Raw genomic sequence first — 23,135 nt, forward strand, 5'->3', positions numbered from 1 at the left:
GGCGAGGAGCGCACGTCGAGACCCCCCGGAACACCCGCACCCCACCCGGTCGTTAGGAGAGACATGCTGAGCCCCCTCCTGTCCCTGCCCGGCGCGGTCGCCGGCGACGGCGTCGACGCCCCCGTGGCGGCGCACTACGGCTCGTTCAACGGCGAGCAGCGCACGCTGGTCGGCGGCGAGGGGTTCGTGGACCTCTCGCACCGCGAGGTGCTGCGGATCAGCGGCCCGGACCGGCTGACCTGGCTGCACGACCTCTCCACCCAGTTCTTCCGCGACCTCACCCCGGGCCGCTGGACCCACGCGCTGATGCTCTCGGCCAACGGCCACGTCGAGCACGCCTTCACCGGCGTGGACGACGGCGAGGCGTTCACCCTGCACACGGAGCCGGGTCGCGGCGCCGCGCTGCTGGACTGGCTGACCAAGATGCGCTTCTGGAGCAAGGTCGAGCTCGAGGACCTCACGGGCGAGCTGGCGGTCACCTGGCGCGCGAAGCCGGACCTCGACCAGGAGGCCGACCACGCGCAGGGCTACGAGCTCGTCCCCCGTGACCAGCTGGCGACCTACGCGGCCGCGGCCGGCCCCGCGGCCGGGCTGTGGGCGTTCGAGGCGCTGCGCATCGAGCGCGGCGAGCCCCGCCTGGGCATCGACACCGACGAGCGGACCATCCCCAACGAGGTCGGGTGGGTCGGCCCCGCCGTCCACCTCGACAAGGGGTGCTACCGCGGCCAGGAGACCGTGGCCCGCGTGCACACGCTGGGCCGGCCGCCGCGACGGCTGGTGATGCTGCACCTCGACGGCACCGAGAACCGGCTGCCGGCGCAGGGCTCGCCGCTCACGGTGGCCGGCGACGAGCGCGGCAAGGAGGTCGGGTTCGTCGGCTCGTCCGCCCGCCACCACGAGCTCGGCCCGATCGCGCTGGCCGTGGTCAAGCGCAACGTGGCCACCGACGCGACGCTGGTCGTCGACGGGATGCCCGCCGGCCAGGAGGTCGTCGTCGACCCGGAGGTCGGGCTGCACGTGCGGCCGAACCTGCGCGGCTGACGTCCCGGGAGCACCACCAGCATCCCCCTCCCCGCTCCGAGCGGGTGGAGATTCCTGCCGAGCGAGGGAGATGGCTCACCCGCGCGGTGGGAAGCGGGAGGACGCCCCGGGCCGTTGTGCCCGGGGTCCGTCCCGTTCTCGGAGGTTTCTCGCATGTCCCTCGCCGCCCAGGCGCCGTCACGTCCCGCCGCCCGTCCGACCCCACGGGCCCCTGAGGCCGGACGCCCCCAGTGGGGCGTCCTCACCGTCGGTGTCGTCGCGCTGCTGGCCCTCGTGGTCGCCGCCTGGACGACGCAGGGCTGGCCCCAGGCCGCGCTCCTCGCGCTCGGGGCGGGCCTCGGCTTCGCGCTGTTCCACGCCCGGTTCGGGTTCACCTCGGCCTGGCGGCAGCTGGTTTCGGTCGGCCAGGGCCGCGGGCTGCGGGCGCACTCGCTGCTGCTGGCGCTCACCACCGTGCTGTTCGCGCCGGTGCTCGCCATGGGTCTCGCGCCCGTGGCCGGCTCGGTCTCGGGCAACGTCGCGCCGGTGGGCGTCAGCCTCGTGGTCGGGGCGTTCGTCTTCGCGGTGGGCATGCAGATCGGTGGCGCCTGCGCCTCCGGGACGCTGTACGCGGTCGGGTCCGGCCAGACCTCGATCCTGCTGACCCTCGGCGGCTTCGTGGTCGGCGCGACCGTCGGCGCCGCGCACCTGGGCTGGTGGGCTCGGACGCCGAACATCGGTGCCGTCAGCCTCGCCGACGTGTTCGGCTCCTACGCGGCCGGCGTCGTGGTGACCCTCGTGGTGCTGGCGCTGATCGTGACCGTCACGATCGTGGTCGAGCGCCGCCGCACGCCCCCGCCGATCGGCCCCGTGCCCACCGCCCGCGGCCTGGCCCGCGTGCTGCGCGGCTCCTGGCCGCTGTGGGTCGGCGCCGCCGCGCTGGCCGTGCTCAACCTCGGCGTCCTGCTCGTCTCGGGCAGCCCGTGGGGCGTGACCACCGCGTTCGCGCTGTGGGGCTCCAAGGCCGCCGGTGCGCTCGGCATCGCGGACCCGTCCACCTGGACCTTCTGGTCCGGCGACCGCGCCGACGTCCTCGCCGGCTCGGTGCTGGCGGAGTCCACCAGCCTCACCGACCTGGGCATCATCGTCGGCGCCATGGTCGCCTCCGCGCTGGCCGGCGCGTTCACGCTGCACCAGCGCGTCCCGGGCCGGCTCGCGCTCGGTGCCGTGGTCGGCGGCCTGCTCATGGGCTACGGCGCCCGCTTGGCCTACGGCTGCAACATCGGCGCCTACCTGGGCGGCATCTCCAGCCTCAGCCTGCACGGCTGGGTGTGGGGCGCGGTGGCGCTGGTCGGCACCGTGCTCGGCGTGCGGCTGCGGCCGCTGTTCGGGCTCAGCCGCCCGCAGTCGTCCGACTCGGTCTGCTGACCCGCCCACCCACGGCGCCGACGGGGCCGGGGCGAGCGCTCAGCCCCGGCGGTACATCACGTGCGTGTCCTCGGGGGCGTGGGTGAAGCCCAGCTTGCCCTCGTAGACGCGGACGGCGGCGTGGTTGTCGGACTCGACGTAGAGGATGACCTCGTCCACGCCCAGCCCGTGCAGGTGGTGCAGCCCGGCGTTGGTCAGCACCGCGCCGAGGCCACGGCCCTGCGCGTCGGGGGAGACCCCGACGACGTAGACCTCGCCGGTGGCGGCGTCGTGCTGCTTGGTCCAGTGGAAGCCGAGCAGCGCCCCCTCGACGGGGCCCTCGCCCTCCACCCCGGCCGGCCGCGGGGTGACCTCGCGGGCCATCAGCAGCCCCGGCGAGGAGAACCATGGCTCGGCCATCCGCTCGGCCAGGTTGGCGGCGTCCATCGACCCCTGCTCGGGGTGGTGGGCGAACGCGGCGGCGTTGACGGCCAGCAGGTCCTTCGGGTCGGCGGGGTCGAGCGCGTCGAAGCCGCGCACCACCACCCCGTCCGGGACCTCCAGCGGTGGCAGCGGCTCGCTGGCCGGGCGGCGCATCACCCACAGCTCGCGCACCCGCTCGAACCCGTGGTGGGCGGCCAGCGCCCTCGCGGCGGGGTGGTCGGCGTGCGACCAGGCCGCCAGCGGCCCCTCGACCCCCTCGAGCAGCCGCCCCAGCAGCCGGGCGCCCACGCCGCGTCCGCGGTGCTCGGGGTCCACGACGAGGGTGACCTCGCCGCCGGTCAGCAGCGAGAAGCCCTCGTCCTCGACCAGGGCGGTGACCTCCTCGGGGTGGTGCCGCAGCGTCATCCGGGTCGCCTCGTCGAGCGGCGCGGTGCCGTCGGCGCGCTCCGCGGCCAGGGCGAGGGAGTCGATGCGGGGGTCAGCCATGGGTCCAACCTAGGACGCTGCCACTACCCGGCGTGGTGAGGGGCTGCTGCTTCTCCGGCCCCCCAAGGTCGCTGGTCGAGGAAGGACGAAGTCCTGTCGCGAGACCCGGACGCCCCCACGAGCCGGAGCGCTGGGAGCGTCCGGTGCTCCTCGCGCTCCGCGTTCCGGCCGGCGCGCGGGGTTCTCCACAGCCCGCCGACCCCGGAGGGTGCCCGCCGACCAGCGGGGCAGCCTCCAAGCATGGACGACGAGGACCTGCGCACGTGCCTGCGCGCGCTGCAGCGGCAGTGCGGGGTGGTGACGCTCCAGCAGCTGCGCGACCACGCGCCGGCGCAGCGACCACTGGCGCGCGCGGACGTCGCCCGGTGGGAGCGAAGGCGGCTGCTGAGACGGGTCCACCGAGCGGTGTGGGTCGACCACACCGGCCCGCTCACCGACGAGCAGACCTGCTGGGCCGCGGTGCTCGCGGTCGGACCGGCGGCCCTGCACCTGGAGTCGGCCACCGACCTGTCCCACCGCCCGGTCGAGGTGGCCGTCGACGAGTCCCGACGTGTGCGGCCTCCGGTGGGCGTCCGACTGCATCGGGTGCGTGGACTCGGCCAGCGCGTGCGCGCGGCGGCATCCCCACCGCGGGTGCGGGTCGAGGAGGCCGTCCTGGGGCTCGTGGAGCACGCGGACGCTGCCACCGCGGTCGTCCGTCTGCTCAGCGACGCGGTCGGCGATCGCAGCAGCACCCCGGCCCGTCTGCGGCACGCGGCGCGTCGACGCCGCAGGCTCCGGCACCGACGACTCGTGCTGGCAGTGCTGGACGACGTCGAGGCGGGCGCCTGCTCGGTGCTCGAGCGTGCGTACCTGCACCGGGTCGAGCGGGCGCACGGTCTGCCCGCCGGCTCTCGGCAGGCCCCGAGGCCGGGCGGGCGGGGTCTGCAGGACGTCACCTACGGCGGCGGGATCGTGTCAGTCGAGCTGGACGGTCGGCTCGGCCACGCCGGCTGGGTGGCGGGCGTGCGGGACGCCCGCCGCGACCTCGAGGACGCCGCCACCGGCCAGCACCGGCTGCGGCTGCGCTACGCCCAGGTCCTCGACGACCCCTGCCGGACCGCCGGGCTGCTGGGCCGCGTGCTCACGCACCACGGCTGGCGGGGTGCGGTGCGAGCCTGCGGGCCGGGCTGCCCCGCCGCGTGCGCCTGAGAGCGGTGGTCGAGGTAGGACGAAGTCCTGTCGCGAGACCGAGGCCCAGAAGCAGACGAGGCGCCAGGTGACCGTGAGGTCTCCTGGCGCCACGTGCTGGAGGGGAGGCGCGGGGCCCGCGTGCGGGCCGCTGGGGTGCGTCCGTGTCAGGCAGGCCTGGTGATCAGGCCGAGCGATCAGGCGTCGAGCGCGAGGTCGTCGGTCAGGCGCATGTCGGACTCGGCGCTCTTCGCGTCCTTGGTCGGCAGCACGAAGCGGTAGCCGACGTTGCGGACGGTGCCGATGAGCGTCTCGTTCTCGGGGCCGAGCTTGGCGCGCAGCCGGCGGACGTGGACGTCGACGGTGCGGGTGCCACCGAAGTAGTCGTAGCCCCAGACCTCCTGGAGCAGCTGCTGGCGGGAGAACACCCGGCCGGGGTGCTGCGCCAGGAACTTCAGGAGCTCGAACTCCTTGAAGGTGAGGTCGAGCGGGCGGCCACCGATCTTGGCGGTGTAGGTCGCGTCGTCGACGAGCACCTCGCCGGAGCGGATGACGTGGGCCTCGGGGTCCGCCGCCTCGCGGGTGGCGGTGAGCTTGCCGATGGCGAGCTTGATGCGCGCCTCGAGCTCGGCGGGGCCGCAGGTGTGCAGCACGACGTCGTCCATGCCCCAGTCGTGGCTGACGACGGCGAGGCCGCCCTCGGTCGTGACCAGGATGACCGGGACGTCCGTCCCGGTCGTGCGGATCAGGCGGCACAGGTCGCGGGCGTGGGCCAGGTCCTGGCGTCCGTCCACGAGCAGGAGGTCGGACTCGGGGGCCTCGAGCAGGGCCGAGCCCTCAGCGGGCAGGATGCGGACCTGGTGACCCAGGAGCGCGAGACCGGGCAGGACCTCGGCGGAGGGCTGCAGGGCGCTGGTGAGAAGCAGGAGAGTGCTCACGCGGGTTCTCCTCCCATCGGGTGTGGGTGGCTTCCGAAACGCAACGTTGGGCCTCGGTCTGTTGACTGCTGGTGAATATTAACGAAACGAGGGCGTCACATTGGAAGGGCTGAACCGATGAATGAGACGCAGATCATCACTGTCAGGTACTGGGCAGGTGCCCGGCACGTTGCCGGGACGGACGCCGATCACCTGTCTGTCACAACTGAGTTGACGCTCGTGCAGGTGCTCGCACGGGCCGTCGCCGAGCACCCCGGCACGACCCTGTCGGACGTGGTGAAGGCCTGCTCAGTGCTGGTGGACGACCTTCCGGTGGGGTCCCGCGACCCCGCCTCCGTGACGGTCTCGCCGGGCCAGGTCGTGGAGGTGCTGCCGCCCTTCGCGGGTGGCTGAGGACCTCCGTCCCGGCGGGAGGGGCGCCGAGTCCCGCATCGTGGACGCGGCGGGGCCCCGTCGTCCCGGACCACCGGCCCTGTCGGCATGACGCGCGCTCCCGGTGTTATGGTCGGTCGGGCTCGGCGAGCTCCGGCCGGGTCGGTCGGCCGGCGCAATCGGCCCGTGACGTGACTCGCCCCCGGCCGCCTGCTGGCGGGTCCGGGGGCGAGTGGTGACGTGACGGGTCCTGGTGGACGCCGGCGTCAGAGGTGTGCGGCGGTGCGGGCGACCTCGTGAGTCTCAGTGACGCGGACGCCCGCACCGTCATCCCCCTGCCCGTCGCGGAACGCGCGACCCACGGCGAGAGCCAGGGGCCAGGGCAGGAGCACCCAGAGGACGGCCAGGGAACCGAGGGCGACAGCCCAGTTGAGCGTCAGGTCCATGGTCGTGCTCCTCCTCCGCGGTGCTGGGGTGTGATGCGGATAACAGATTGTTACCCGGCAGTTCAGTGGTGGAAACCCTTCGTGCTGAGTCTTTACGCGGCCCACATGAAAACGTTCTCGTCGTCCTGTGGGGGCCCTGTGACCTCGGTTTTCATCCGATTGCCGGACACCGATGTCAAGGTGTGCTAGCCGCGTCAGGCAGCCCCGATCACTCCGTGACCGCCGGTGGTGTCGTCCGAGCCGAAGCGCGGGTGGAGGGCGATCGGGGTGACGGTGAGGTCGTGGGCGTCGTGCTCGTGGCCGCGGGCGAAGGCGCGTCCGACCGCCACGGCGAGCGGGAACGGGACGACCAGCCAGAGCAGCAGGGCCAGTGCGACGAGGAGCGGGGTCATGACTACGAGCATGGGTGTGCTCCGTGAAGGCTTCGGCAGGCGCCGATAAAGGTTTGCGCAAGACGCGCGCCGCTGGACGCCGTGGAAGACATGCGTGCTCCTCGTGGTTGCATCCGGCATGACCTCTGGAGTGGTGATCGCTGTCGTGGCCGTCGTCGTCGCCGTGGCCTTCGGGGCCTACCGCGCGATGACCGACGGTCGGTTCCGTGGCACCCGGCAGATCCCGCAGGACGCCGGCGCGGCCGACTCCCCGGTGCCCGCTGCCGCGTCCGCCGTCGACGAGGTGCCCGCCGAGCCGGCCAACGCGTGGACCCACGTGCTCGCCGCCATCCCGGACGCCGAGCTGGGGGAGCGGGCCACCCTCGTGCAGTTCTCCAGCGCCTTCTGCGCCCCGTGCCGCACGACCCGACGCGTGCTGGGTGAGGTCTCGGAGGTCGTGCCCGGCGTCGTGCACCTCGAGGTGGACGCCGAGCAGCACCTCGAGCTCGTGCGCGAGCTGGACGTCACCCGCACCCCCACCACGCTCATCCTCGACTCCGCCGGTGCCGAGTCGACCCGCGCCGCCGGCGCACCCCGCAAGGAGACCGTGCTCGGTGTCCTCGCGGACGTGGTGGCTGACTGAGCTCTCCCGGATCGCGGAGCGCGGCACGTACCTGGTGCGTCCCGCGCTCCGCGTTTGCCTCACGAGGCGCCCTCGGTCGTCACCGCGGTGACCTGCCAGGAGCCACGCTGCCAGCGCATCTGGAAGGTGTACTTCGCGCGCAGTGCCGCGGCAGTCTCCACGATGCCCCTGGCGTCCACGAAGCGCTGCTCGGGGACGCGCATGGTCCCGTTCACCGCGAAGTTCTGCTCGGGGGTCTGGCTCCAGGTGACCCGCGTGAGCACCCAATCGTCCATCTCGATGCTGCCGCCATGGCTGTAGCGATGGTCGATGGCGTCAGCGAAGTCCGCGCAGGTGGCGCACCCGCGGCTGCTGATCGAGCGGAGCGCGGTGGTGTCACCGCTCCGAGCCGCGTCCGTGAACGTGTCGAGCCAGAGCTGGGCGAACGCCATGGCCCCCTCCGGAGACTCCTCGGCCCACGAATCGACTGTCGTGTCTGCGCTGGGCGTGGCCTCGCCGATGGAGGCCGGCGCGGTGGGGGTTGACTCGGCGACGACCGGGTTGCGGCCGTCGGAGGAGCAGGCGGAGAGCGTCAGGGAGCTGGTGAGGGCCACGGCGGCCGCGAGCGGTCGGAGGGTCATGGCCTGCCTTCCCGGGTCAGCCCCGAGCCATCCGGCTTATGGAGAACCGTGATCGCGGAGTTCCGGACGCACCTGGTGCGTCCCGCGCTCCGTGTTGATGTTGCGCGGGCTGGTTCGGGTCACTCGCGGGTGTAGGTGACGCCGGTGGCGGTGAGTCGTGGGGTGGCGGTGCGGACCTGGAGGGTCTGGGCGGGGCTGGTGGACTCGACGGTGCCGTCGACGTCTTGCCAGATGCCTCCGTCGACGCGCCAGCGGGCGGTCCAGGTGGTGGTGACGGCGAGGTCGGCCTGTTGGGCGGTCTCGTATTGGTGGGAGACGTAGGCGGTCATCGGGAGACCGGGGTCGTAGGCGCGGCCGGGGTCGGTGGCGGTGACTGAGGCTCCGTCGCCGAAGGTCCAGGTGAACTGGGCGGGCGTGATGTCGAGGTCGATGGACCGGCCGAGCAGGGTGACGGTCTCGGTGAACGGTTCGGCCTCGGTGTGGACGAGGGTGTCGATGTTGACCAGGGTCTCGCCGTCGGGTGGCTGGATGACCAGCTCGCCGCGGGGAAGGTCCACCCGCTCGAAGGCTCTCCGGATGAGAGCCCGAGTGATGACCGGTTGCGCCGGCGTCGCGGTCTCAGCGGTGTCCCCGAAGCACTGCGTGCCTTGGTACGCGCTCCGGTTGCCGGTGACGGCGTAGACCTCGTAGACGTACCCGGTTTCTCCGCACTCCAGCGGGCCGACGCAGCCCGACCAGTCCGGGAGCATGGCCGCTGCACTGGTCGCGCAGACGATCCGGTACTCGTAGGTCGCCGAAGAGCTGGACGCCGGCTGCGCCGGCGAGCCTGCCTCTGTGGACTGGGACGCTTCTTTCACATCGACAAGGAAGCTGTTGTCGTCGGCGTCTACGTCATCGCTTGCCTGAGCAGGGGGTGTCGCTATCCCGATCACGGCTACCGCGGTAAGTCCGCCAAGCATCAATCTCCGTGCACTCATGCCACCGTCTCCAGCGAGGTGAGCCGCCAGGCGCCGCCGGACCAGGTGACCTCGAAGCTCAAGGTGTTCTGCGAAGCCTTGTTTCGATCGATAGACGAGGTGCTGCTCGACTTCACTGACTGCTGCGGGATGTCGATGTTGGCGGCAATCGCCAGCCGGTTCTTACCGATGTCGCTGGGCGCCCCCGCCTCTGTCAGCTGCCAACCGGTGGACTTCATCCAACCGCCGGCCCCGTACGTGTCATCGATCGAGGAGGAGATCGAGACGCAAGCGACGCAGCCCTTGCCCGATGCCTCTCTCAGGTCGCCTGTGTCACCGGAGAGCTCTGCTTCGTTCAGGAGATCCAGCCAGTGGTCGACGAACGCCACCGCACCCGCGTCAGTCTTCTCCTCCCAGGGCTCCGCCATCTCCTCGGTGGGCGTGGGGTCCACGCTGGAGGAGGGGGCGCTGGGGGTGGGGTCCGCGACGACGGGGTCCGGGTCGTCGGAGGAGCACGCGGAGAGCGTGAGGGCGCTGGTGAGGGCCACGGCGGCCGCGAGCGGTCGGAGGGTCATGGTCTGCCTTCCCGAGAGGTGGCGCCTCGGCAGTGGGCGCGGTCTTTACCGTGGCAGTCCTTCCCGGGTCAGGCCAGCCCGAACCATCGAGCCTGTGGAGAACCGTGATCGTGGAGTTCCGGACGTGCCTGGTGCGTGTGGGGCTCCGCGTTGATGTTGCGTGGGCTGGTTCGGGTCAGTCCTGGGTGTAGGTGGCGCCGGTGGCGGTGAGTCGTGGTGTGGCGGTGCGGACCTGGATTCTCTGGGCGGGGCTGGTGGACTCGACGGTGCCGTCGACGTCTTGCCAGGTGCCTCCGTCGACGCGCCAGCGGGCGGTCCAGGTGGTGGTGACGGCGAGGTCGGCCTGTTGGGCGGTCTCGTACTGGTGAGACACGTAGGCCGTCATCGGGAGACCGGGGTCGTAGGCGCGGCCGGGGTCGGTGGTGGTGAGTGAGGCTCCGTCGCCGAAGGTCCAGGTGAACTGGGCCGGCGTGATGTCGAGGTCGATGGTCCGGCCGAGGAGGGTGACGGTCTCGGTGAACGGTTCGGCCTCGGTGTGGACCAGGGTGTCGATGTTGACCAGCGTCTCGCCGTCGGGTGGCTGGATCATCAGCTCGTTGCGGGGGAGGTCCACCCGCTGCAATGCGCGGCTGACCATGGCGGTGGTGATGACGGCGGCCTGCGGGTCTTGAGCGGTCGCCTCCTCGAGGGTCAGGCAGGACGTCCCCAGTGGGTCGAGGCCGTCCGGCCGGACTGCCAGTACCTCGTAGAGGAGGCCGCCTCCGCCGCACTCCATGGGCGTGACGCACTCGTTGCTCTCGGAGCCGACGTTGGCGCAGATAGGACGCAGACGGGTTTCGATGGCCGAGCTGGAAGCGGGGCTGGTCTCCGAGCTGGAAGAGGACTCGGCTGCACTCGTCTCGCAGTGGATGTCGATGTTGTACGCGTTCTGGCCTGCGGTGGCCGCGTCGATGCAGCCCTCCTCGGCTGAGGCATGAGTGCCGAAAGGCTGACCGACGACAAGGCTGGCGGCTGTCAGCACAACAGCGGCTGCGAGACGCCTCATGCCGGGAAGTTCCAGTCAGCCATCGACCACGTGTCCCCGGTCCACCGGACGGTGGCGATGAAAGTCGCCATCCCTCCCGGGTAGTTGGTGCGCTCGCCGTCGGCGACCACGACCTGGGGTGTCTGCCGGAGCCTGACCGCGAGGGTTCGTTCCTTGGCGGTTGACGTCACGTCGCCGAACGTTGGGTTGATCCAGCCGCGGGATTTGATCGAGCCGCCGCCGCCGTAGATCGCCTCTGTTGTCTCCACGAGGTTCGCGCAGGTCGCGCAGCCCGACGAGCTCAGCGACTCGAATGCCTCGGTCTGGCCGCTTGACTGCATGGCGTTGAAGGCCTCCAGCCACGCGTCGACAAGCGCCTCGGCGCCGGCGCGGTTCTGGGTCTCCCACGGCTCCGCCGAGTCCTCGGAGGGCGTGGGGTCTGCGCTGGAGGAGGGGGCGCTGGGGGTGGGGTCCGCGACGACCGGGTCCGGGTCGTCGGAGGAGCACGCGGAGAGTGCGAGGGCGCTGGTGAGGGCCACGGCGGCCGCGAGCGGTCGGAGGGTCATGGTCTGCCTTCCCGAGAGGTGGCGCCCCGGCAGTGGGCGCGGTCTTTACCGTGGCAGTCCTTCCCGGGTCAGGCCAGCCCGAACCATCCAGCCTGTGGAGAACCGCCGGGAAGCATCTGGAGCCGGGTGGTGTTCTCGTGTCGAGAGAGTGACAAAGGGCCCGACATTTGCCCCGCGTCAGGCGTACAAGGCCGTACAAATCTCAGCATGCAGACGATAGTCTCAGCATGCGGGATCTCGATTCGGCCCAACCGGAAAGCCGTGCCACAGTTCTGACCATGCTCACGACCTGGCTGACGAAGCGACGCGCAGTGGACCACTGCCGCGTCCAGGCGTCCCTGTGTCGAATGCGCTGACGCGCCGCCTCTGACCCACGACGCACCCTCCGCGGGTGCCGGCAGAGCAGCAGCGCCGGTCGCGCAGCGATCCCACCCGGCCACGTCCGGGTCGGAAGCGGCATGCGCCCCGAGATCGCCCTCGCACGTCGCAGCTCGCCCGCCGACGTCCGAGTAGCAGCGCCGGACGAGGCGCAGCGGGCTCCCGCTCGTCTGCCACCAGGCAGGCACCAGCTCAGGAGAGACATGTCCACGCTCGAGGCCCCGGTCAGCCGGGGAACGCAGCAGCAGGGCCAGCGCGGCGTCGACCCGCGCGCCCCCCAGTTCAACGCCATCGTCACCGCGGTGGTGCTGGTCGCGATCCTCGTGACGCCCACCCCGGTCGCGATCGCGCTGACCGCGCTCCAGGCGGCGCTGTTCGCCACCGGCGCGATCCGCGGCGTGCAGAAGACCCCGCACGCCTGGGCGTTCCGCACCTTCGTCAAGCCGCGCCTCAGCGCCCCCACCGAGCTCGAGGCGCCCGAGCCGCCGCGGTTCGCCCAGGCGGTCGGCCTGGTCTTCACGGTGGTCGCGCTGGTCGGGTTCGCCGCCGGCGTCCTGCTGCTCGCCCAGGTGGCGATCGGCTTCGCCCTGGTGGCCGCCACCCTCAACGCGGTCTTCCGGTTCTGCCTGGGCTGCGAGCTCTTCCTGGTCTACAAGCGTGCCCTCGCGGCTCGCATCGCGTGACACCTGCCTGACACCTCGCCGGAGACGGCACCCACCCCACACAGTCCCTCGCGCCGAGCACGGCGCGACAAGAAAGGAATCACCATGAGCCGCGAGAACGTGCTGGTCACGGCCCAGTGGGTCGAGGACCACCTCGACGACGCCAAGATCGTGCTCGTCGAGGTCGACGAGGACACCTCGGCCTACGACAAGGGCCACATCAAGGGCGCGATCAAGCTCGACTGGACGACGGACCTGCAGGACCAGGTCGTCCGCGACTTCGTCAACAAGCAGCAGTTCGAGGAGCTCCTCAGCAGCCGCGGCATCGCCAACGACGACACCGTCGTGCTCTACGGCGGCAACAACAACTGGTTCGCCGCCTACGCGTACTGGTACTTCAAGCTCTACGGCCACCAGGACGTCCGCCTGCTCGACGGTGGCCGCAAGAAGTGGGAGCTCGACAGCCGCGAGCTGACCGACGAGCTGCCCGAGCGTGCTGCCACCACCTACACCGCGCAGGACCAGGACCGGTCCATCCGCGCCTACCGCGACGACGTCGTGGCCGCCATCGGCGCCCAGAACCTCGTCGACGTGCGCAGCCCCGACGAGTACGCCGGTCGCCTCCTCGCCCCGGCCCACCTCCCGCAGGAGCAGGCGCAGCGCGCCGGCCACATCCCCACCGCCGCCAACGTGCCGTGGTCGAAGGCCGCGAACGACGACGGCACCTTCAAGTCGGACGCCGACCTGAAGTCGATCTACGAGGCCGCCGGCGTCGACTTCGGCAAGGACACCATCGCCTACTGCCGCATCGGCGAGCGCTCCTCGCACACCTGGTTCGTGCTCAAGGAGCTGCTGGGCCAGGAGAACGTCAAGAACTACGACGGCTCCTGGACCGAGTACGGCTCCCTCGTGGGTGTCCCGGTGGCCCTGGGTGACGAGAAGGGCGACGCCTGATGTGCGGCGCGACCGAGGGCGGTCTCTCCCTCGACGGCGTGGACGTCAAGAAGGAGGCCGTCGTGCAGGGCCAGGTGGTCCGCGACGGCAACCCCGTGCCGAACGCCTACGTGCGGCTCCTCGACGCCTCCGGTGAGTTCACCGCCGAGGTGCCGACCTCGGCCTCCGGCCACTTCCGGTTCTTCGCCGGCAACGGCGACTGGACCCTGCGCACCCTGGCCCCCAAGGCCGAGGTGACCGACAAGAAGGTCGTCGCCTCCGTCGGCTCCGTCGCCGAGGTGACCATCAGCCTCTGAGGCGCTGCGCCTCCCGTCACGGCCCGTCGTCACTCCCCAGCGGGGGAGGGGCGGCGGGCCGTGTCACGTCCGCGGCCCCGTGTTGCGCGGGTGCAGGTGTTCCCCGACATGGATGAATAACTGAAACGTGCGCACTGCCGAAACATACCCATGGTGGTATTCCGAGTACTGATGGCTGCACGACCGTGCGCCCTGCTCCCGGGAGTCTCACATGAAGAAGCTGATCGTCGGCCTGCTGATGGCCGTCCTGATGTCAGCCGGCCTGGTGTCCACCACCGTCACGTCCGCGTTCGCGGGCTGCACGCCCACCGAGTACGTCACCTGTGGCACGCCGACCGTCCACAGCACGTCGGTGCCGATGAAGAAGGCCAACATGGCCAAGATCCGCGTGCGGATCTCCACGGGCCAGAAGAAGGCCAAGGCCGTCGGCTGGCTCTACGTCACCGTCACCCAGGGCGACACCGTCCGCACCAAGCGCGTCCGCTACAACGGCAACGGCTCGCCCCGCACGTTCGTCTTCAACAAGCTCGCGGCCGGCACCTGGAACTACACGGTCACCTTCGTCTCCGAGAAGGACAGCCGCTACAAGAACGCCGTCGACTCCGGCAAGGCCAAGGTCAAGGGCAAGAAGAAGGCCCGCGGCTGATCTGAGTCTCCCGGTCGACCGCCGCGTGGGGTCGGGGCGCCTGCCTCGGCCTCGCGCGGGGTTCGGGACGAGGCGGGGTGCGGTGATCGCACCACGTGGACGGCGGCGGTGTGCTGAGATCGCGAACGTGAAGAAGTGCGTCGTCTCGTTCCTGCTGCTGCTCCTGACCTCCGCCGGCCTCGTGGTGCTGTCGGGAGCGCCCGCGACAGCAGAATGCCCGTACACAAGCTGCGGCACCCCGGTGGTTCGGTCCGCGTCGCTCCAGGCCAAGGCGCGCAATCGAGCCATCATCGTGGCAAGGCCGGTGATGGGCCGCTCGGCTGAGTATCCGGGCGTCCTGGTGGTCACGCTCGTGAACTCGCGGGGCAAGGTGAAGACCAAGTCGGTGCGATATCGGGGCGACGGTACTCGGCGGACCATCTATGTCGACGGCCTGCGGCGTGGCCGCTGGAGCTACACGGTGATCTTCCTGCCGGAGGACTCGACGCTCAGGTGGGCCACTGCCTCGGGAACCACCAAGTGGGTCAAGGGCCGCAAGCGGGCCCGCAGCTGAGGCTGTCCGTCAGGAGAGACGCGACTCACCCGTCCGGTTCGAGGTTTCTACGCACCATCCGCCTGGATCAGGGTGGGCCGCTCCCAGGGCTCGCACGAGGCGACAGAAGGATGGTCTGACCTGCGGCGACACCACAGTGCGTGAGGCGAGCCGAGCGCCCGGGCCGGCCACCCCATTTGTAACGTTCATGTTTCCGATTGGGTGGACGAGTGAACATCAGGCGTCGATATCGGCCTGACATCATCCGGAGTCCGAACACGGTCGATTTTCTGTGGTTAGATCGCCTCTGCCACTACGACCCGGCGCCTGCTCCGGCGCCAGGACCTGGGAGTCTCACATATGAAGAAGCTGATCGTCGGTCTGCTGACCGCCCTGCTCATGAGCGCGGGCCTCGTCGCGACCACCTCCACCACCGCCACCGCGGCGTGCCCGTACACCGAGTGCGGCAACACCGCCGTGAAGTCCAAGGGCGCCAGCGCCAAGCGCGCGAACGTCGCCAAGATCCTCGTCCGCGTCGTCCAGGGTCGCCGCGTCGCGGCCCGCGCCAAGGGCTCGATCGTCATCACCCTGGTCAAGCCCAACGGCCTGACCAAGACCAAGACCATCGCGTTCAAGGGCACCCGCAAGCGCTTCGCGGTGAACATCCCGCGCCTGCGCAAGGGCAACTGGGCCTACACCGTCTCCTTCGTCCCCAACGAGAACAACTTCTTCAAGGGTTCGTCGAGCAGCGGCACGGTCGGCGTCAAGGGCAAGCGCGCCCGCGGCTGAACGCCTGTCGCCTAGCGACCTCGTGCGAGGCGGGTCCCTCCCCGGAGGGGCCCGCCTCGTGCTGTGCTCGGCGGCTCGCGAGCCTGCCGCCGTCACGTTCCACAACGATCCGGACTCAGCCCGCGACGATCCCCGTGTTCGTCGCCACCGCCGGCTGTCCCTGACCTAGGTTGACCGCATGCTGCTCCGCCCCTGGCGTCTGATCGTCGGCGTCCTGGTGCTCCTCGTCCTCCTCGTGGTGGCCTGGTACGTCTACCTGGCCATCACCATCGCCACCGACCTCAACGCCGCTGTCGACGACGCGGACCGCGCGCGCTCCGTCGCCTCTCAGGGCGACGTCGATGCCCTGGACGCGCCGCTGGCCGACCTCGCCGAGCACAGTACCGCCGCCGCCGACCGCGCCAACGGCGTCTCGTGGGGCGTGCTGACGCACCTGCCCTTCGTCGGTGACGACGCCCGCGGCGTGCGTGCGGCCGCGACCGTGGCCAGCGACCTGTCCGCCGGCGGGCTGGACGACCTCCTCACGGTCGCCGACCAGATCGACGCGCTCGCCCCGCAGGACGGCCGGATCGACGTCGCCGCGGTCGAGGCGCTCCAGGAGCCCCTGGCCAACGCCGACACCCAGCTGCAGGACGCGCTGGCCACGCTCGAGGCCGAGGACTCCTCCGGGTACCTCGGCCGGCTGAAGGTGCAGTTCGACTCCCTGACCTCGCAGGTACGCACCGCGTCCGAGGCCGTCGGGTCCGCCAACACCGCCGCCCAGGTGCTGCCGACCATGCTCGGCGCCGACGGCCCGCGCACCTACCTGCTCATCTCGCAGAACAACGCCGAGGTGCGGGCCACCGGCGGCCTGCCCGGGCAGGTGTCGGTGTTGAAGGTCCGCAACGGACGCATCGAGCTCACCCGCACCGTGGCCGGCAACAGCTTCGGCCGCCGCGACAGCCCGGTGCTGCCCCTCACCGACGCCGAGCAGAGCGTGCTCGGCACCCTGTTCGGCACGTTCTTCCTCGACGCCAACTTCACCCCGGACTTCCAGCGGGCCTCGGAGATGTGGACGGCGCGGTGGGAGGAGACCTACCCCGACACCCCGGTCGACGGCGTGCTCAGCCTCGACACCGTGGCGCTCTCCTACCTCATGGAGGGCATGGAGCCCGTGGAGGTCGACGGCGTCGAGCTCACCAGCGACACGGTCGTCGACGAGCTGCTCAGCAACGCCTACGCCCGCTATGAGAACCCGGCCGACCAGGACCGGTTCTTCGCCGAGGCCGCCGCCGCGATCTTCTCCCGCGTCACCTCGGGTGCGGTCTCGCCGCAGACGCTGCTGCCGAACCTCGTGGAGGCCGCGGACGAGGGGCGCGTGCTGATCTCCAGCACCGACCCCGAGGTCAGCGACCTCCTCGCCGGCACCGACGTGGCCGGCGTCAGCCTGGACGCAGAGGACGAGGACCCCGTACCCGACGCGCCGACCATGTACGTCGCGCTCAACGACTCCACCGGCGCGAAGATGTCGTACTACCTGCGGGCCGACACCCAGGTGAGCGCGGCCTACTGCACGGGCTCCCAGCAGGCGTACACCGTGACCGTCAGCCTGACGTCGACGGCGCCGCGCGACGCGGCCGACCTGCCGAGCTATGTCACCGGAGGCGGCGTGTACGGCGTCGAGGAGGGCAACACCTCGACCCGCGTCCAGCTGTACTCGCCGCGCGGCGGGGCGATCGGAGACGTGGAGATCGACGGCCAGACTGCCGATGGCGACCTCCGTCAGTACGGCGACCGGGTCGTCTCCGAGCAGCCGATCGAGCTGGCTCCGGGCGACACCGCCCGTATCACCTGGCGCGTGGTCTCCGGTGAGGACCAGCCCGGCGACACCCGCCTGTGGGTCACCCCGACCATCGACGGCCCCGCCGGCTTCGAGACCGTGGGATCGGCCTGTGGCTGACCCGGTCTCCTGCTCGCACACTCTTGTCATCCGGCAGCCCGCGCGCGACGACGCACGCACGGCCGCCCGCTCGACCCGCACCACCACAGGGAGGCTCTCGTGGAGCTGAAGGACTACCTGCGGATCCTCCGCGTCCACTGGCTGCTCATCGTGCTCACCACCGTGGTGGTGACCGGCGCCGCCGCCGCGTTCACGGCGCTGCAGACGCCGATGTACACCTCCAGCACGAAGATCTACGTGGCGGTCACCTCCGCCGACGACACGTCGCAGGCGGTGGCAGGCAACACGTACTCGCTCTCGCGGATGAACTCCTACCAGGACTTCGCCACGGGACGTTCCCAGGCCGACCGGGTCATCGACGAGCTCGGTCTCCAGGACTCGCTCTCGACCGGCGAGCTCGTGGGCGAGGTGCAGGCCTCGGTCGTGGCCAACACGACCAACCTGGTGATCACGGTGAGCGACCCGTCGCCGCAGCGCGCGAAGGACCTGGCGCAGGCCTACGGGCTCACGATGCTGGACCGCATCCGCGAGGTCGAGACCGAGGCCGGCCAGCGCAGCGCCCTGGTGCGTGCCACCGTGATCGAGGAGGCGGAGGTGCCCGCGGCCCCGTCGGCTCCCCAGCCGGTCCGCAACATCGGGCTGGGCCTCGTGCTCGGCCTGCTGCTCGGTGCCGGTCTGGCGGTGCTCCGCGACGTGCTCGACACCAGCGTGAAGCGTCCCGACGACATCGAGGCCTTCGACGTGCCGACGCTCGGCGCCGTGCCGTTCGACCAGGCCGCCCGCAAGTCGCAGCTCGTCACCGACCTGCCGGCCCACTCGCCCCGCACCGAGGCGTTCCGGGTGCTGCGCACGAACCTCCAGTTCATCGACGTCGACGCCGACAACCGGATCTTCGTCGTCACCTCCGCGCTGCCCGCCGAGGGCAAGACGACCACCGCGGTGAACCTCGCGCTGACCCTGGCGCAGGGCGAGCAGAAGGTGCTCCTCATCGAGGGGGACCTGCGCCGGCCCAAGGCCAGCGCGCCCCTCGGCCTGGACAACGCGGTGGGCGTGACCTCGGCGCTGGTCGGCAAGATCGGCTGGAAGGACGCGGTGCAGACCCACGCCAGCGGCCTCGACGTGCTGGCCAGCGGCGCGGTGCCGCCGAACCCGGCCGAGCTGCTCCAGTCGCAGGCGATGGCCACGCTGCTCACCGAGATCAAGGCGCTCTACGACGTCGTCATCATCGATGCCCCGCCGCTGCTGCCGGTGGCCGACGCGGCCCTGCTGGCCAAGCAGGCCGACGGCGCGATCCTGGTGGCCCGCTTCGGCAGCACCACCCGCGACCAGGTGGCCAGCGCGGTGGAGCGGATGCGCACCGTGGGCGCGCACATCTCCGGCTCGGTGCTGAACATGACCCCGGCCAACACCCGCCGCTACGGCTACGGGTACGGCTACGGGTACGGCTACGCCCCGGACGCCGGCCGCCGCAAGGCGCTCGAGCCGAAGGACTGAGCGCAGGCGCACACCCGAGCAACAGGCAGGGCCCGACCTCACTGAGGTCGGGCCCTGCGTTGTAGTGCGGGTGCTGTGCTGCTGGGGGCAGCTCAGGGCCGGTCGAGCACCGCGCCGGAGGCGATGGTCTCGCTGCCGCGGCCGTAGTCGTCCTGGAGGCGGCAGATGTCGTCCTCGCCCAGGTAGGAGCCGAGCTGGGTCTCGATGACCACGAGCAGCTCGTCGTGCATGTTGGTGATGCGGTGCGGCTGCAGGATGTCGACGGTGATCGACTCGCCGGTGCGGACGATCACCTCCTCGCCGTCCACGATGGCGGTGCAGGTGCCGGCAGCGATGGTCCAGACCTCGGCACGGTGGTCGTGCGTCTGGTAGCTGAGCCGCTGGCCGGGGTTGACCTCGATGCGCTTGATCTTGAAGCCGTCACCCTCGTCGAGCACGTGCCAGGTGCCCCACGGGCGTACGTCGAACTCACCGATCATGGTGTTCTCCTAGGTTGGAGGGGCCCGTCCCGCCCCTTCGTGTCACCCAAACTAGAGAACGTTTCCCCATACGGTGCAGGGTATGCAGGATTTTACCTTCGACGCAGGCCGCGGATCGCGGGACGCACGTCCACCAGGTAGACCAGCACGGCGATGACGAAGCCGATGCCGAACAGCGAGCGCACGCCGAACAGGAACATCACCGGCACCGCGAGCGCCAGGATGGCCACCCAGGCCAGCTTCGAGAGCTTGCCGGCGGCCTCGTAGGCCTCCGCGGGGAAGGTGATGGCGGTGACGAGGGCGAAGATCGTCACGGCGAGCACGACCAGCGAGAGCAGCGACCAGAGGTCGTTGGTGAGCCCGGTGAGGAACATGGTGGAAGCGTAGCCAACGCCCAGATGCCCGGGCCCGGTCACGGTGCAGGCCCGGAAACGCGACAGGGCCGGGCCGTCCGCTCGTGCGGACGACCCGGCCCGTGCAGGTACCGGAGCGGCGAGGTGTCAGTCGCCGACCTTCTTGGCGGCCTCGGTGACGGCCGTGGTGGCGGCCTCGGCGGTCTTGGTGGCCGCGGTGGTGGTGGCCTTGGCCGACGAGGTCGCCGGCGCGGAGGCCTTCTTGGCGGTCGTCGTGGTCTTCTTCGCGGCGGTCTTCGCGGTGGAGGTGCCGGTCGAGGAGGTGCTCTTCGCCGCGGTCTTGGCGGCGGCGGCCTTCTTGGTGGCGGGCGCCTTCTTCGCCGGGGCCTTCTTGGCCGCCGTCTTCTTGGTCGTCGTGGTGGCGGCCTTGGTGTTGGACGAGGCGGCCTTCTTGGTCGTCGACGCGGCCTTCTTCGCCTGGGTGGCGGTGGTCTTGGCCTTGGCGGTGGTGGTCTTGGCGTCCTTCACGGCCTCCTGGGTGGAGTCCTGGGTGCGGATGCGCTCCACGAGCACCTGGCCGCGCTTGGCGAAGTCGCCGTAGACGGCGGTCGCGGCGGCGGCGCTGTCGTCCACGAAGGTCTGCACCCTGCCCGGGAAGGCCTTGGCGTCGGTCTGCAGGTCCGCGACGCGCTTCTCGATCTGCTCGCGGCGGGCCTTGGCCTCGGCGGTGAGGGTCTCGACCTGGGTGTTGACCACCGACATGGCCTGCTCGCGCAGGGCGGCGGGGTCGAGGTCGAGGTCCGAGACGCTCTTCTGCGCGTCACCGAGCTTGGTCTCGGCGTCGCCCTTGAGGTCGGTGAACTTCTTCTGGCCCTCGGCCAGCTTCTTCTGCCCCTCGGTGACGTAGGGGGTCACGTAGCCGCGGACGGTCTCGACGGCCAGGTCGAGCACGCCGACGCCGGCGTAGAGGGTCTTGGTGGCCTCGGCCTTGAGGTCGAGGTCCTTGAGGTCGATGGTGGGGAACTTCGCCATGATGATCACTCCTGTGACGGCTGGGCGGCGCGGGTGGCTGCTGAGGGGGAGGGGTGCGGGGGATCAGTCGGTCTCGTCGGACGCGGCGGCCGGCTCGGCCGCGGCGTTCATCGCGAGGAAGGACTGGTAGACGTCGAGAAGCGACTGCTTCTGCCGCTCGGTGAGCTGGGTGTCGCCGAGGACGGACAGCTCCACGGAGCCGCCGACGCCGTCGTCCGGGCTGACGATGCCTGCCCGCACGTAGAGCTGCTCGGCCGAGATCCGCAGTGCCTTCGCGAGCTGCTGGAGGACCTCGGCGGAGGGGCGTCGCAGCCCACGCTCGATCTGGCTCAGGTACGGGTTGGAGACGCCGGCCTGCTCGGCGAGCTGACGCAACGAGAGCTGCGCACCGGTGCGCTGCTCCCGCAGGTACTCCCCGAGGGACTCGACGGTCTTGCCGACCTTCGTCTTTGCCATGCCTCCACGGTGCTAGCAGTTGCTAGCAAAATCAAGCCTGCTTGCTAGCAGTGTGATGCGGCTAACGCCCGTGGGTCTGCGGTGCCGGGGGTTTCGCGACAGCTGCTGCGCAACGTCCTCCACCACCGGCAGGCGCACACCGGCTAGCGCTAGCAGGCAGGCAGCACGGTGGTGACGGTGGTGCCGCGGCCGAGCGCGGAGTCGAGGGTGACGGTGCCACCGTGCCGCTCGGCCACGCTGGCGACGATCGCCAGGCCGAGGCCGGAGCCGGGGCGGCGCAGGGCGGTGGGGTTGCCGCCGCGGTAGAACGCCTCGAAGAGCCGCTCCTGCTCCTCGGGGGCGATGCCGAGGCCGTCGTCCGTGACGACGAGACGGACGGTGCCGCGCTCCGGCGCCGACAGCGCCACGCGGACGCTGCCGCCGGGGTCGGTGTACTTCACGGCGTTGCTGACCAGGTTGGTCACGAGCTGCTCGAGCTCGGCGGTGGCGCCGGGCACGACCACGGGCACCGGCGGCACGTCGAGGGAGAGTGTCACCTCGCCGCGGGTGGCGGGCTCGGCGAGCAGGTCCCCGGCGGCGCGCACGAGCGAGGCCAGGTCGACGGGCGCCATCTCGATCGGTGCCTGCGGCTCGCGCAGCGCGGTGAGGGTGAGCAGGTCGTCGACGACACGACGCATCCGCACCGACCCGCGGCTCATGCCGCGCAGGAACACGTCGGCCTCGTCGGGCAGGTCGAGGTCGTGCAGCAGCTCGAGGTTGCCGACCACCGCGGTCAGCGGGGTGCGCAGCTCGTGGCACAGGGTGCTGACGAGGCGGGTGCGGTAGGTGTCGACCGCCTGGAGCCGCTGGTTGGCCTCGCGCTCGCGCTCGAGCGCGCACACGGTCTCCAGGGCGGCACCGAGGTCCTGGCCGATCGCTGCGGCCGCGTCGGTCTCGACGGGGCTCCACTCCGGCCCGCCGACGGGGCGGGAGATCACGAGCACGCCCAGGCAGTCCCGGCCGGAGCCGAGCGCCACCAGCAGCGAGGAGCCGATGCCCCGCTCGCCCTGCTCGTCGCGCAGGAAGGCGGCCAGCTCGGCGTCGAGCCAGTCGGGCAGCGGCGCGTGCTGGTCCTTCTCGTGGGCGGCGAGCACGATGGGCGCCTGCTCCATCCAGATCCGCGGGGCGGCCGCGCGCAGTCGTGCTGACACCTCGTCGGAGACCTGCCGGGGCAGGCCGTCGAAGCTGCGGGCGAGGCTGTCGCGGGCGGGAGCGGTGGGGTCGTTCGGGTCCAGCGTGAGCACCCAGGTGCCCGAGCCCTTGAAGCCGGCGATGAGGGCGGGGTGGACGGCGGCGAGGAACCGCTCCCGGTCGGCGCGGGCCGGCACGGCGCGGACGAGGCGGCGCGCCGCGTCCGCGAGGGCGACCCGCTGGCGCAGCGCCTCGCGCTCGTTCTCCACGATGATCGCCCGCTCGGCCTGGGCGGCGTAGCGCTCGAGGATGCGGCGCTGGGTGGGGCCGGGGAGGCGGCCGTCCAGCGGGGCGTCGACGGAGAAGACGCCGATCAGCTCACCGGCGTCGTCACGCAGTGCGGCGACGAGCGCGTCGTGCGGGTCCCAGGCGGGCTGCGCGGGGGCGCCGTCCTCGACCGGGACGGGTGCGCCGCCGGCGTCCTCGATGATCGCCCAGTGACCGTCGAGGTCGGCGGAGCGGTACTGCTCGGCGGAGAGGTAGTAGAAGCGGCCCCAGCGCTCGCCGAGGGCCCAGACGGGGTCGAGCACCTCGACGGGGTCCGGCTGGGACAGGTGTTCGCGCAGCTCCTCGGGGCCGGTGTAGGCGATGGTGATCAGCTGGTCCCCGCGCACGACGGAAAGACACGCCACCTCGAAGCCGATCAGCTCCGCGACGGACTCGGTCATGAGCTGCACGACCGAGCGGGCGGAACCATCCGCCCACGTCTTCCCGAGATTCAACCTAGAGGTCCTTCCACCGCCGGCCCCCCAGCGTCCTCGCATCGTATGCCCCCGCCTCGACACGTGTGGGGGTATCCGTGGAGGACATCGGCACGGCCGTGCCCCTGGTGAGGCGAACGGCACATCGGTTCACCG

At 71.2% G+C, this 23,135-nt stretch carries 28 protein-coding genes; 14 read left to right on the forward strand and 14 right to left on the reverse strand.

The genetic code is table 11. The features are described 5' to 3' along the window. Positions 1 to 63 precede the first annotated feature (63 nt). Together ygfZ and M8316_RS12580 are read left to right on the forward strand one after the other, a co-directional pair. Positions 64 to 1,041: a CAF17-like 4Fe-4S cluster assembly/insertion protein YgfZ gene (gene ygfZ, locus M8316_RS12575; protein WP_250055061.1), complete on the forward strand. Its 978-nt coding sequence runs from the start codon at positions 64 to 66 to the stop codon at positions 1,039 to 1,041. Positions 1,042 to 1,194: 153 nt separating this feature from the next. Further along, positions 1,195 to 2,448 carry a YeeE/YedE family protein gene (locus tag M8316_RS12580; protein ID WP_250055062.1) on the forward strand — a complete coding sequence of 418 codons (1,254 nt, stop codon included), beginning with the start codon at positions 1,195 to 1,197 and terminating at the stop codon, positions 2,446 to 2,448. Between the two features lie 39 nt (positions 2,449 to 2,487). Here the strand turns inward: M8316_RS12580 and mshD are convergent, their stop codons facing one another. After that, positions 2,488 to 3,357, reverse strand: coding sequence for a mycothiol synthase (gene mshD, locus M8316_RS12585; protein ID WP_250055064.1), 870 nt, complete (start codon positions 3,355 to 3,357; stop codon positions 2,488 to 2,490). Positions 3,358 to 3,597: 240 nt separating this feature from the next. Here mshD and M8316_RS12590 point away from each other — a divergent pair, with 240 nt between their 5' ends. Continuing rightward, entirely contained in the window at positions 3,598 to 4,548 is a 951-nt protein-coding gene (locus tag M8316_RS12590; RefSeq protein ID WP_250055065.1) for a hypothetical protein, read from the forward strand. Positions 4,549 to 4,724: 176 nt separating this feature from the next. On the opposite strand, the gene M8316_RS12595 is transcribed toward M8316_RS12590, so the two are convergent. After that, a complete protein-coding gene (locus M8316_RS12595; protein WP_250055066.1) occupies positions 4,725 to 5,465 on the reverse strand; it encodes a response regulator transcription factor in 741 nt (246 codons plus the stop codon). Between the two features lie 117 nt (positions 5,466 to 5,582). On the opposite strand from M8316_RS12595, the gene M8316_RS12600 reads away from it, so the two are divergent. Further along, the gene (locus M8316_RS12600; protein WP_250055067.1) at positions 5,583 to 5,858 is read left to right on the forward strand and encodes a MoaD/ThiS family protein; all 276 of its coding nucleotides are present in this window, start codon (positions 5,583 to 5,585) and stop codon (positions 5,856 to 5,858) included. Positions 5,859 to 6,103: 245 nt separating this feature from the next. Here the strand turns inward: M8316_RS12600 and M8316_RS12605 are convergent, their stop codons facing one another. Both M8316_RS12605 and M8316_RS12610 read right to left on the reverse strand, forming a co-directional pair. After that, positions 6,104 to 6,283 (reverse strand): hypothetical protein, encoded by a 180-nt coding sequence (locus M8316_RS12605; RefSeq protein ID WP_250055068.1) that lies wholly within the window; start codon positions 6,281 to 6,283, stop codon positions 6,104 to 6,106. 194 nt (positions 6,284 to 6,477) lie between these two features. After that, complete coding sequence (locus M8316_RS12610; RefSeq protein ID WP_250055069.1) at positions 6,478 to 6,675, reverse strand: hypothetical protein; 198 nt, start codon at positions 6,673 to 6,675, stop codon at positions 6,478 to 6,480. A 118-nt stretch (positions 6,676 to 6,793) separates the two neighbouring features. On the opposite strand from M8316_RS12610, the gene M8316_RS12615 reads away from it, so the two are divergent. Further along, on the forward strand, positions 6,794 to 7,297 hold the full coding sequence (locus M8316_RS12615) for a thioredoxin family protein (RefSeq protein ID WP_250055070.1): 504 nt from the start codon (positions 6,794 to 6,796) through the stop codon (positions 7,295 to 7,297). Between the two features lie 59 nt (positions 7,298 to 7,356). Here the strand turns inward: M8316_RS12615 and M8316_RS12620 are convergent, their stop codons facing one another. The 4 genes from M8316_RS12620 to M8316_RS12635 form a co-directional block, all read right to left on the reverse strand. Next, a complete protein-coding gene (locus tag M8316_RS12620; protein ID WP_250055071.1) occupies positions 7,357 to 7,917 on the reverse strand; it encodes a DUF6318 family protein in 561 nt (186 codons plus the stop codon). A gap of 119 nt (positions 7,918 to 8,036) precedes the next feature. Beyond that, the gene (locus M8316_RS12625; RefSeq protein ID WP_250055072.1) at positions 8,037 to 8,474 is read right to left on the reverse strand and encodes a hypothetical protein; all 438 of its coding nucleotides are present in this window, start codon (positions 8,472 to 8,474) and stop codon (positions 8,037 to 8,039) included. Positions 8,475 to 8,890: 416 nt separating this feature from the next. Continuing rightward, positions 8,891 to 9,448, reverse strand: coding sequence for a DUF6318 family protein (locus tag M8316_RS12630; RefSeq protein WP_250055073.1), 558 nt, complete (start codon positions 9,446 to 9,448; stop codon positions 8,891 to 8,893). Between the two features lie 175 nt (positions 9,449 to 9,623). Continuing rightward, entirely contained in the window at positions 9,624 to 10,223 is a 600-nt protein-coding gene (locus tag M8316_RS12635) for a hypothetical protein (protein ID WP_250055075.1), read from the reverse strand. A 64-nt stretch (positions 10,224 to 10,287) separates the two neighbouring features. Here M8316_RS12635 and M8316_RS12640 point away from each other — a divergent pair, with 64 nt between their 5' ends. Beyond that, the gene (locus M8316_RS12640) at positions 10,288 to 10,425 is read left to right on the forward strand and encodes a hypothetical protein (protein WP_250055077.1); all 138 of its coding nucleotides are present in this window, start codon (positions 10,288 to 10,290) and stop codon (positions 10,423 to 10,425) included. A gap of 64 nt (positions 10,426 to 10,489) precedes the next feature. On the opposite strand, the gene M8316_RS12645 is transcribed toward M8316_RS12640, so the two are convergent. Beyond that, positions 10,490 to 11,038, reverse strand: coding sequence for a DUF6318 family protein (locus M8316_RS12645; protein ID WP_250055078.1), 549 nt, complete (start codon positions 11,036 to 11,038; stop codon positions 10,490 to 10,492). 581 nt (positions 11,039 to 11,619) lie between these two features. Between M8316_RS12645 and M8316_RS12650 the strand changes: the two genes are divergently transcribed. From M8316_RS12650 to M8316_RS12685, 8 genes are all read left to right on the forward strand, one after another. Then, positions 11,620 to 12,099: a DUF4395 domain-containing protein gene (locus M8316_RS12650; RefSeq protein ID WP_250055079.1), complete on the forward strand. Its 480-nt coding sequence runs from the start codon at positions 11,620 to 11,622 to the stop codon at positions 12,097 to 12,099. 84 nt (positions 12,100 to 12,183) lie between these two features. After that, complete coding sequence (locus tag M8316_RS12655) at positions 12,184 to 13,032, forward strand: sulfurtransferase (protein WP_250055080.1); 849 nt, start codon at positions 12,184 to 12,186, stop codon at positions 13,030 to 13,032. Further along, a complete protein-coding gene (locus M8316_RS12660) occupies positions 13,032 to 13,328 on the forward strand; it encodes a DUF1416 domain-containing protein (protein ID WP_250055081.1) in 297 nt (98 codons plus the stop codon). The genes M8316_RS12655 and M8316_RS12660 overlap by 1 nt, the downstream gene beginning before the upstream one ends. A 211-nt stretch (positions 13,329 to 13,539) precedes the next feature. Next, positions 13,540 to 13,974, forward strand: coding sequence for a hypothetical protein (locus M8316_RS12665; protein ID WP_250055082.1), 435 nt, complete (start codon positions 13,540 to 13,542; stop codon positions 13,972 to 13,974). 127 nt (positions 13,975 to 14,101) lie between these two features. After that, complete coding sequence (locus M8316_RS12670; RefSeq protein ID WP_250055083.1) at positions 14,102 to 14,527, forward strand: hypothetical protein; 426 nt, start codon at positions 14,102 to 14,104, stop codon at positions 14,525 to 14,527. 339 nt (positions 14,528 to 14,866) lie between these two features. After that, on the forward strand, positions 14,867 to 15,295 hold the full coding sequence (locus M8316_RS12675; protein ID WP_250055084.1) for a hypothetical protein: 429 nt from the start codon (positions 14,867 to 14,869) through the stop codon (positions 15,293 to 15,295). A gap of 178 nt (positions 15,296 to 15,473) precedes the next feature. Continuing rightward, positions 15,474 to 17,234: a DUF4012 domain-containing protein gene (locus M8316_RS12680; RefSeq protein WP_250055086.1), complete on the forward strand. Its 1,761-nt coding sequence runs from the start codon at positions 15,474 to 15,476 to the stop codon at positions 17,232 to 17,234. Positions 17,235 to 17,333: 99 nt separating this feature from the next. Beyond that, positions 17,334 to 18,728, forward strand: coding sequence for a tyrosine-protein kinase domain-containing protein (locus M8316_RS12685; protein WP_250055088.1), 1,395 nt, complete (start codon positions 17,334 to 17,336; stop codon positions 18,726 to 18,728). Positions 18,729 to 18,820: 92 nt separating this feature from the next. Here M8316_RS12685 and M8316_RS12690 read toward each other — a convergent pair whose 3' ends face one another. The 5 genes from M8316_RS12690 to M8316_RS12710 all read right to left on the reverse strand — a co-directional run bounded on the left by M8316_RS12690 (position 18,821) and on the right by M8316_RS12710 (position 22,946). Then, the gene (locus M8316_RS12690) at positions 18,821 to 19,207 is read right to left on the reverse strand and encodes a phosphomannose isomerase type II C-terminal cupin domain (protein WP_250055090.1); all 387 of its coding nucleotides are present in this window, start codon (positions 19,205 to 19,207) and stop codon (positions 18,821 to 18,823) included. 92 nt (positions 19,208 to 19,299) lie between these two features. Beyond that, entirely contained in the window at positions 19,300 to 19,581 is a 282-nt protein-coding gene (locus M8316_RS12695; RefSeq protein ID WP_250055091.1) for a DUF2516 family protein, read from the reverse strand. Between the two features lie 126 nt (positions 19,582 to 19,707). Beyond that, positions 19,708 to 20,592: a hypothetical protein gene (locus M8316_RS12700; RefSeq protein ID WP_250055093.1), complete on the reverse strand. Its 885-nt coding sequence runs from the start codon at positions 20,590 to 20,592 to the stop codon at positions 19,708 to 19,710. 63 nt (positions 20,593 to 20,655) lie between these two features. Further along, positions 20,656 to 21,048 (reverse strand): helix-turn-helix domain-containing protein, encoded by a 393-nt coding sequence (locus M8316_RS12705; protein ID WP_250055095.1) that lies wholly within the window; start codon positions 21,046 to 21,048, stop codon positions 20,656 to 20,658. 149 nt (positions 21,049 to 21,197) lie between these two features. Further along, on the reverse strand, positions 21,198 to 22,946 hold the full coding sequence (locus M8316_RS12710) for a sensor histidine kinase (protein ID WP_250055097.1): 1,749 nt from the start codon (positions 22,944 to 22,946) through the stop codon (positions 21,198 to 21,200). Positions 22,947 to 23,135: the final 189 nt, after the last annotated feature.

Source organism: Nocardioides bruguierae (genome assembly GCF_023554635.1).
Lineage (GTDB): Bacteria > Actinomycetota > Actinomycetes > Propionibacteriales > Nocardioidaceae > Nocardioides > Nocardioides bruguierae.

What these genes read in the sequence shown, in the direction of transcription:
- ygfZ (WP_250055061.1), top strand. Translation starts at nt 64, where the DNA reads ATGCTGAGCCCCCTCCTGTCCCTGCCCGGCGCGGTCGCCGGCGACGGC.
- M8316_RS12580 (WP_250055062.1), top strand. Translation starts at nt 1,195, where the DNA reads ATGTCCCTCGCCGCCCAGGCGCCGTCACGTCCCGCCGCCCGTCCGACC.
- mshD (WP_250055064.1), bottom strand. Translation starts at nt 3,357, where the DNA reads ATGGCTGACCCCCGCATCGACTCCCTCGCCCTGGCCGCGGAGCGCGCC.
- M8316_RS12590 (WP_250055065.1), top strand. Translation starts at nt 3,598, where the DNA reads ATGGACGACGAGGACCTGCGCACGTGCCTGCGCGCGCTGCAGCGGCAG.
- M8316_RS12600 (WP_250055067.1), top strand. Translation starts at nt 5,583, where the DNA reads ATGAATGAGACGCAGATCATCACTGTCAGGTACTGGGCAGGTGCCCGG.
- M8316_RS12605 (WP_250055068.1), bottom strand. Translation starts at nt 6,283, where the DNA reads ATGGACCTGACGCTCAACTGGGCTGTCGCCCTCGGTTCCCTGGCCGTC.
- M8316_RS12610 (WP_250055069.1), bottom strand. Translation starts at nt 6,675, where the DNA reads ATGACCCCGCTCCTCGTCGCACTGGCCCTGCTGCTCTGGCTGGTCGTC.
- M8316_RS12615 (WP_250055070.1), top strand. Translation starts at nt 6,794, where the DNA reads ATGACCTCTGGAGTGGTGATCGCTGTCGTGGCCGTCGTCGTCGCCGTG.
- M8316_RS12620 (WP_250055071.1), bottom strand. Translation starts at nt 7,917, where the DNA reads ATGACCCTCCGACCGCTCGCGGCCGCCGTGGCCCTCACCAGCTCCCTG.
- M8316_RS12630 (WP_250055073.1), bottom strand. Translation starts at nt 9,448, where the DNA reads ATGACCCTCCGACCGCTCGCGGCCGCCGTGGCCCTCACCAGCGCCCTC.
- M8316_RS12635 (WP_250055075.1), bottom strand. Translation starts at nt 10,223, where the DNA reads ATGGAGTGCGGCGGAGGCGGCCTCCTCTACGAGGTACTGGCAGTCCGG.
- M8316_RS12640 (WP_250055077.1), top strand. Translation starts at nt 10,288, where the DNA reads ATGGCCGAGCTGGAAGCGGGGCTGGTCTCCGAGCTGGAAGAGGACTCG.
- M8316_RS12645 (WP_250055078.1), bottom strand. Translation starts at nt 11,038, where the DNA reads ATGACCCTCCGACCGCTCGCGGCCGCCGTGGCCCTCACCAGCGCCCTC.
- M8316_RS12650 (WP_250055079.1), top strand. Translation starts at nt 11,620, where the DNA reads ATGTCCACGCTCGAGGCCCCGGTCAGCCGGGGAACGCAGCAGCAGGGC.
- M8316_RS12655 (WP_250055080.1), top strand. Translation starts at nt 12,184, where the DNA reads ATGAGCCGCGAGAACGTGCTGGTCACGGCCCAGTGGGTCGAGGACCAC.
- M8316_RS12660 (WP_250055081.1), top strand. Translation starts at nt 13,032, where the DNA reads ATGTGCGGCGCGACCGAGGGCGGTCTCTCCCTCGACGGCGTGGACGTC.
- M8316_RS12665 (WP_250055082.1), top strand. Translation starts at nt 13,540, where the DNA reads ATGAAGAAGCTGATCGTCGGCCTGCTGATGGCCGTCCTGATGTCAGCC.
- M8316_RS12675 (WP_250055084.1), top strand. Translation starts at nt 14,867, where the DNA reads ATGAAGAAGCTGATCGTCGGTCTGCTGACCGCCCTGCTCATGAGCGCG.
- M8316_RS12680 (WP_250055086.1), top strand. Translation starts at nt 15,474, where the DNA reads ATGCTGCTCCGCCCCTGGCGTCTGATCGTCGGCGTCCTGGTGCTCCTC.
- M8316_RS12690 (WP_250055090.1), bottom strand. Translation starts at nt 19,207, where the DNA reads ATGATCGGTGAGTTCGACGTACGCCCGTGGGGCACCTGGCACGTGCTC.
- M8316_RS12695 (WP_250055091.1), bottom strand. Translation starts at nt 19,581, where the DNA reads ATGTTCCTCACCGGGCTCACCAACGACCTCTGGTCGCTGCTCTCGCTG.
- M8316_RS12700 (WP_250055093.1), bottom strand. Translation starts at nt 20,592, where the DNA reads ATGGCGAAGTTCCCCACCATCGACCTCAAGGACCTCGACCTCAAGGCC.
- M8316_RS12705 (WP_250055095.1), bottom strand. Translation starts at nt 21,048, where the DNA reads ATGGCAAAGACGAAGGTCGGCAAGACCGTCGAGTCCCTCGGGGAGTAC.
- M8316_RS12710 (WP_250055097.1), bottom strand. Translation starts at nt 22,946, where the DNA reads ATGACCGAGTCCGTCGCGGAGCTGATCGGCTTCGAGGTGGCGTGTCTT.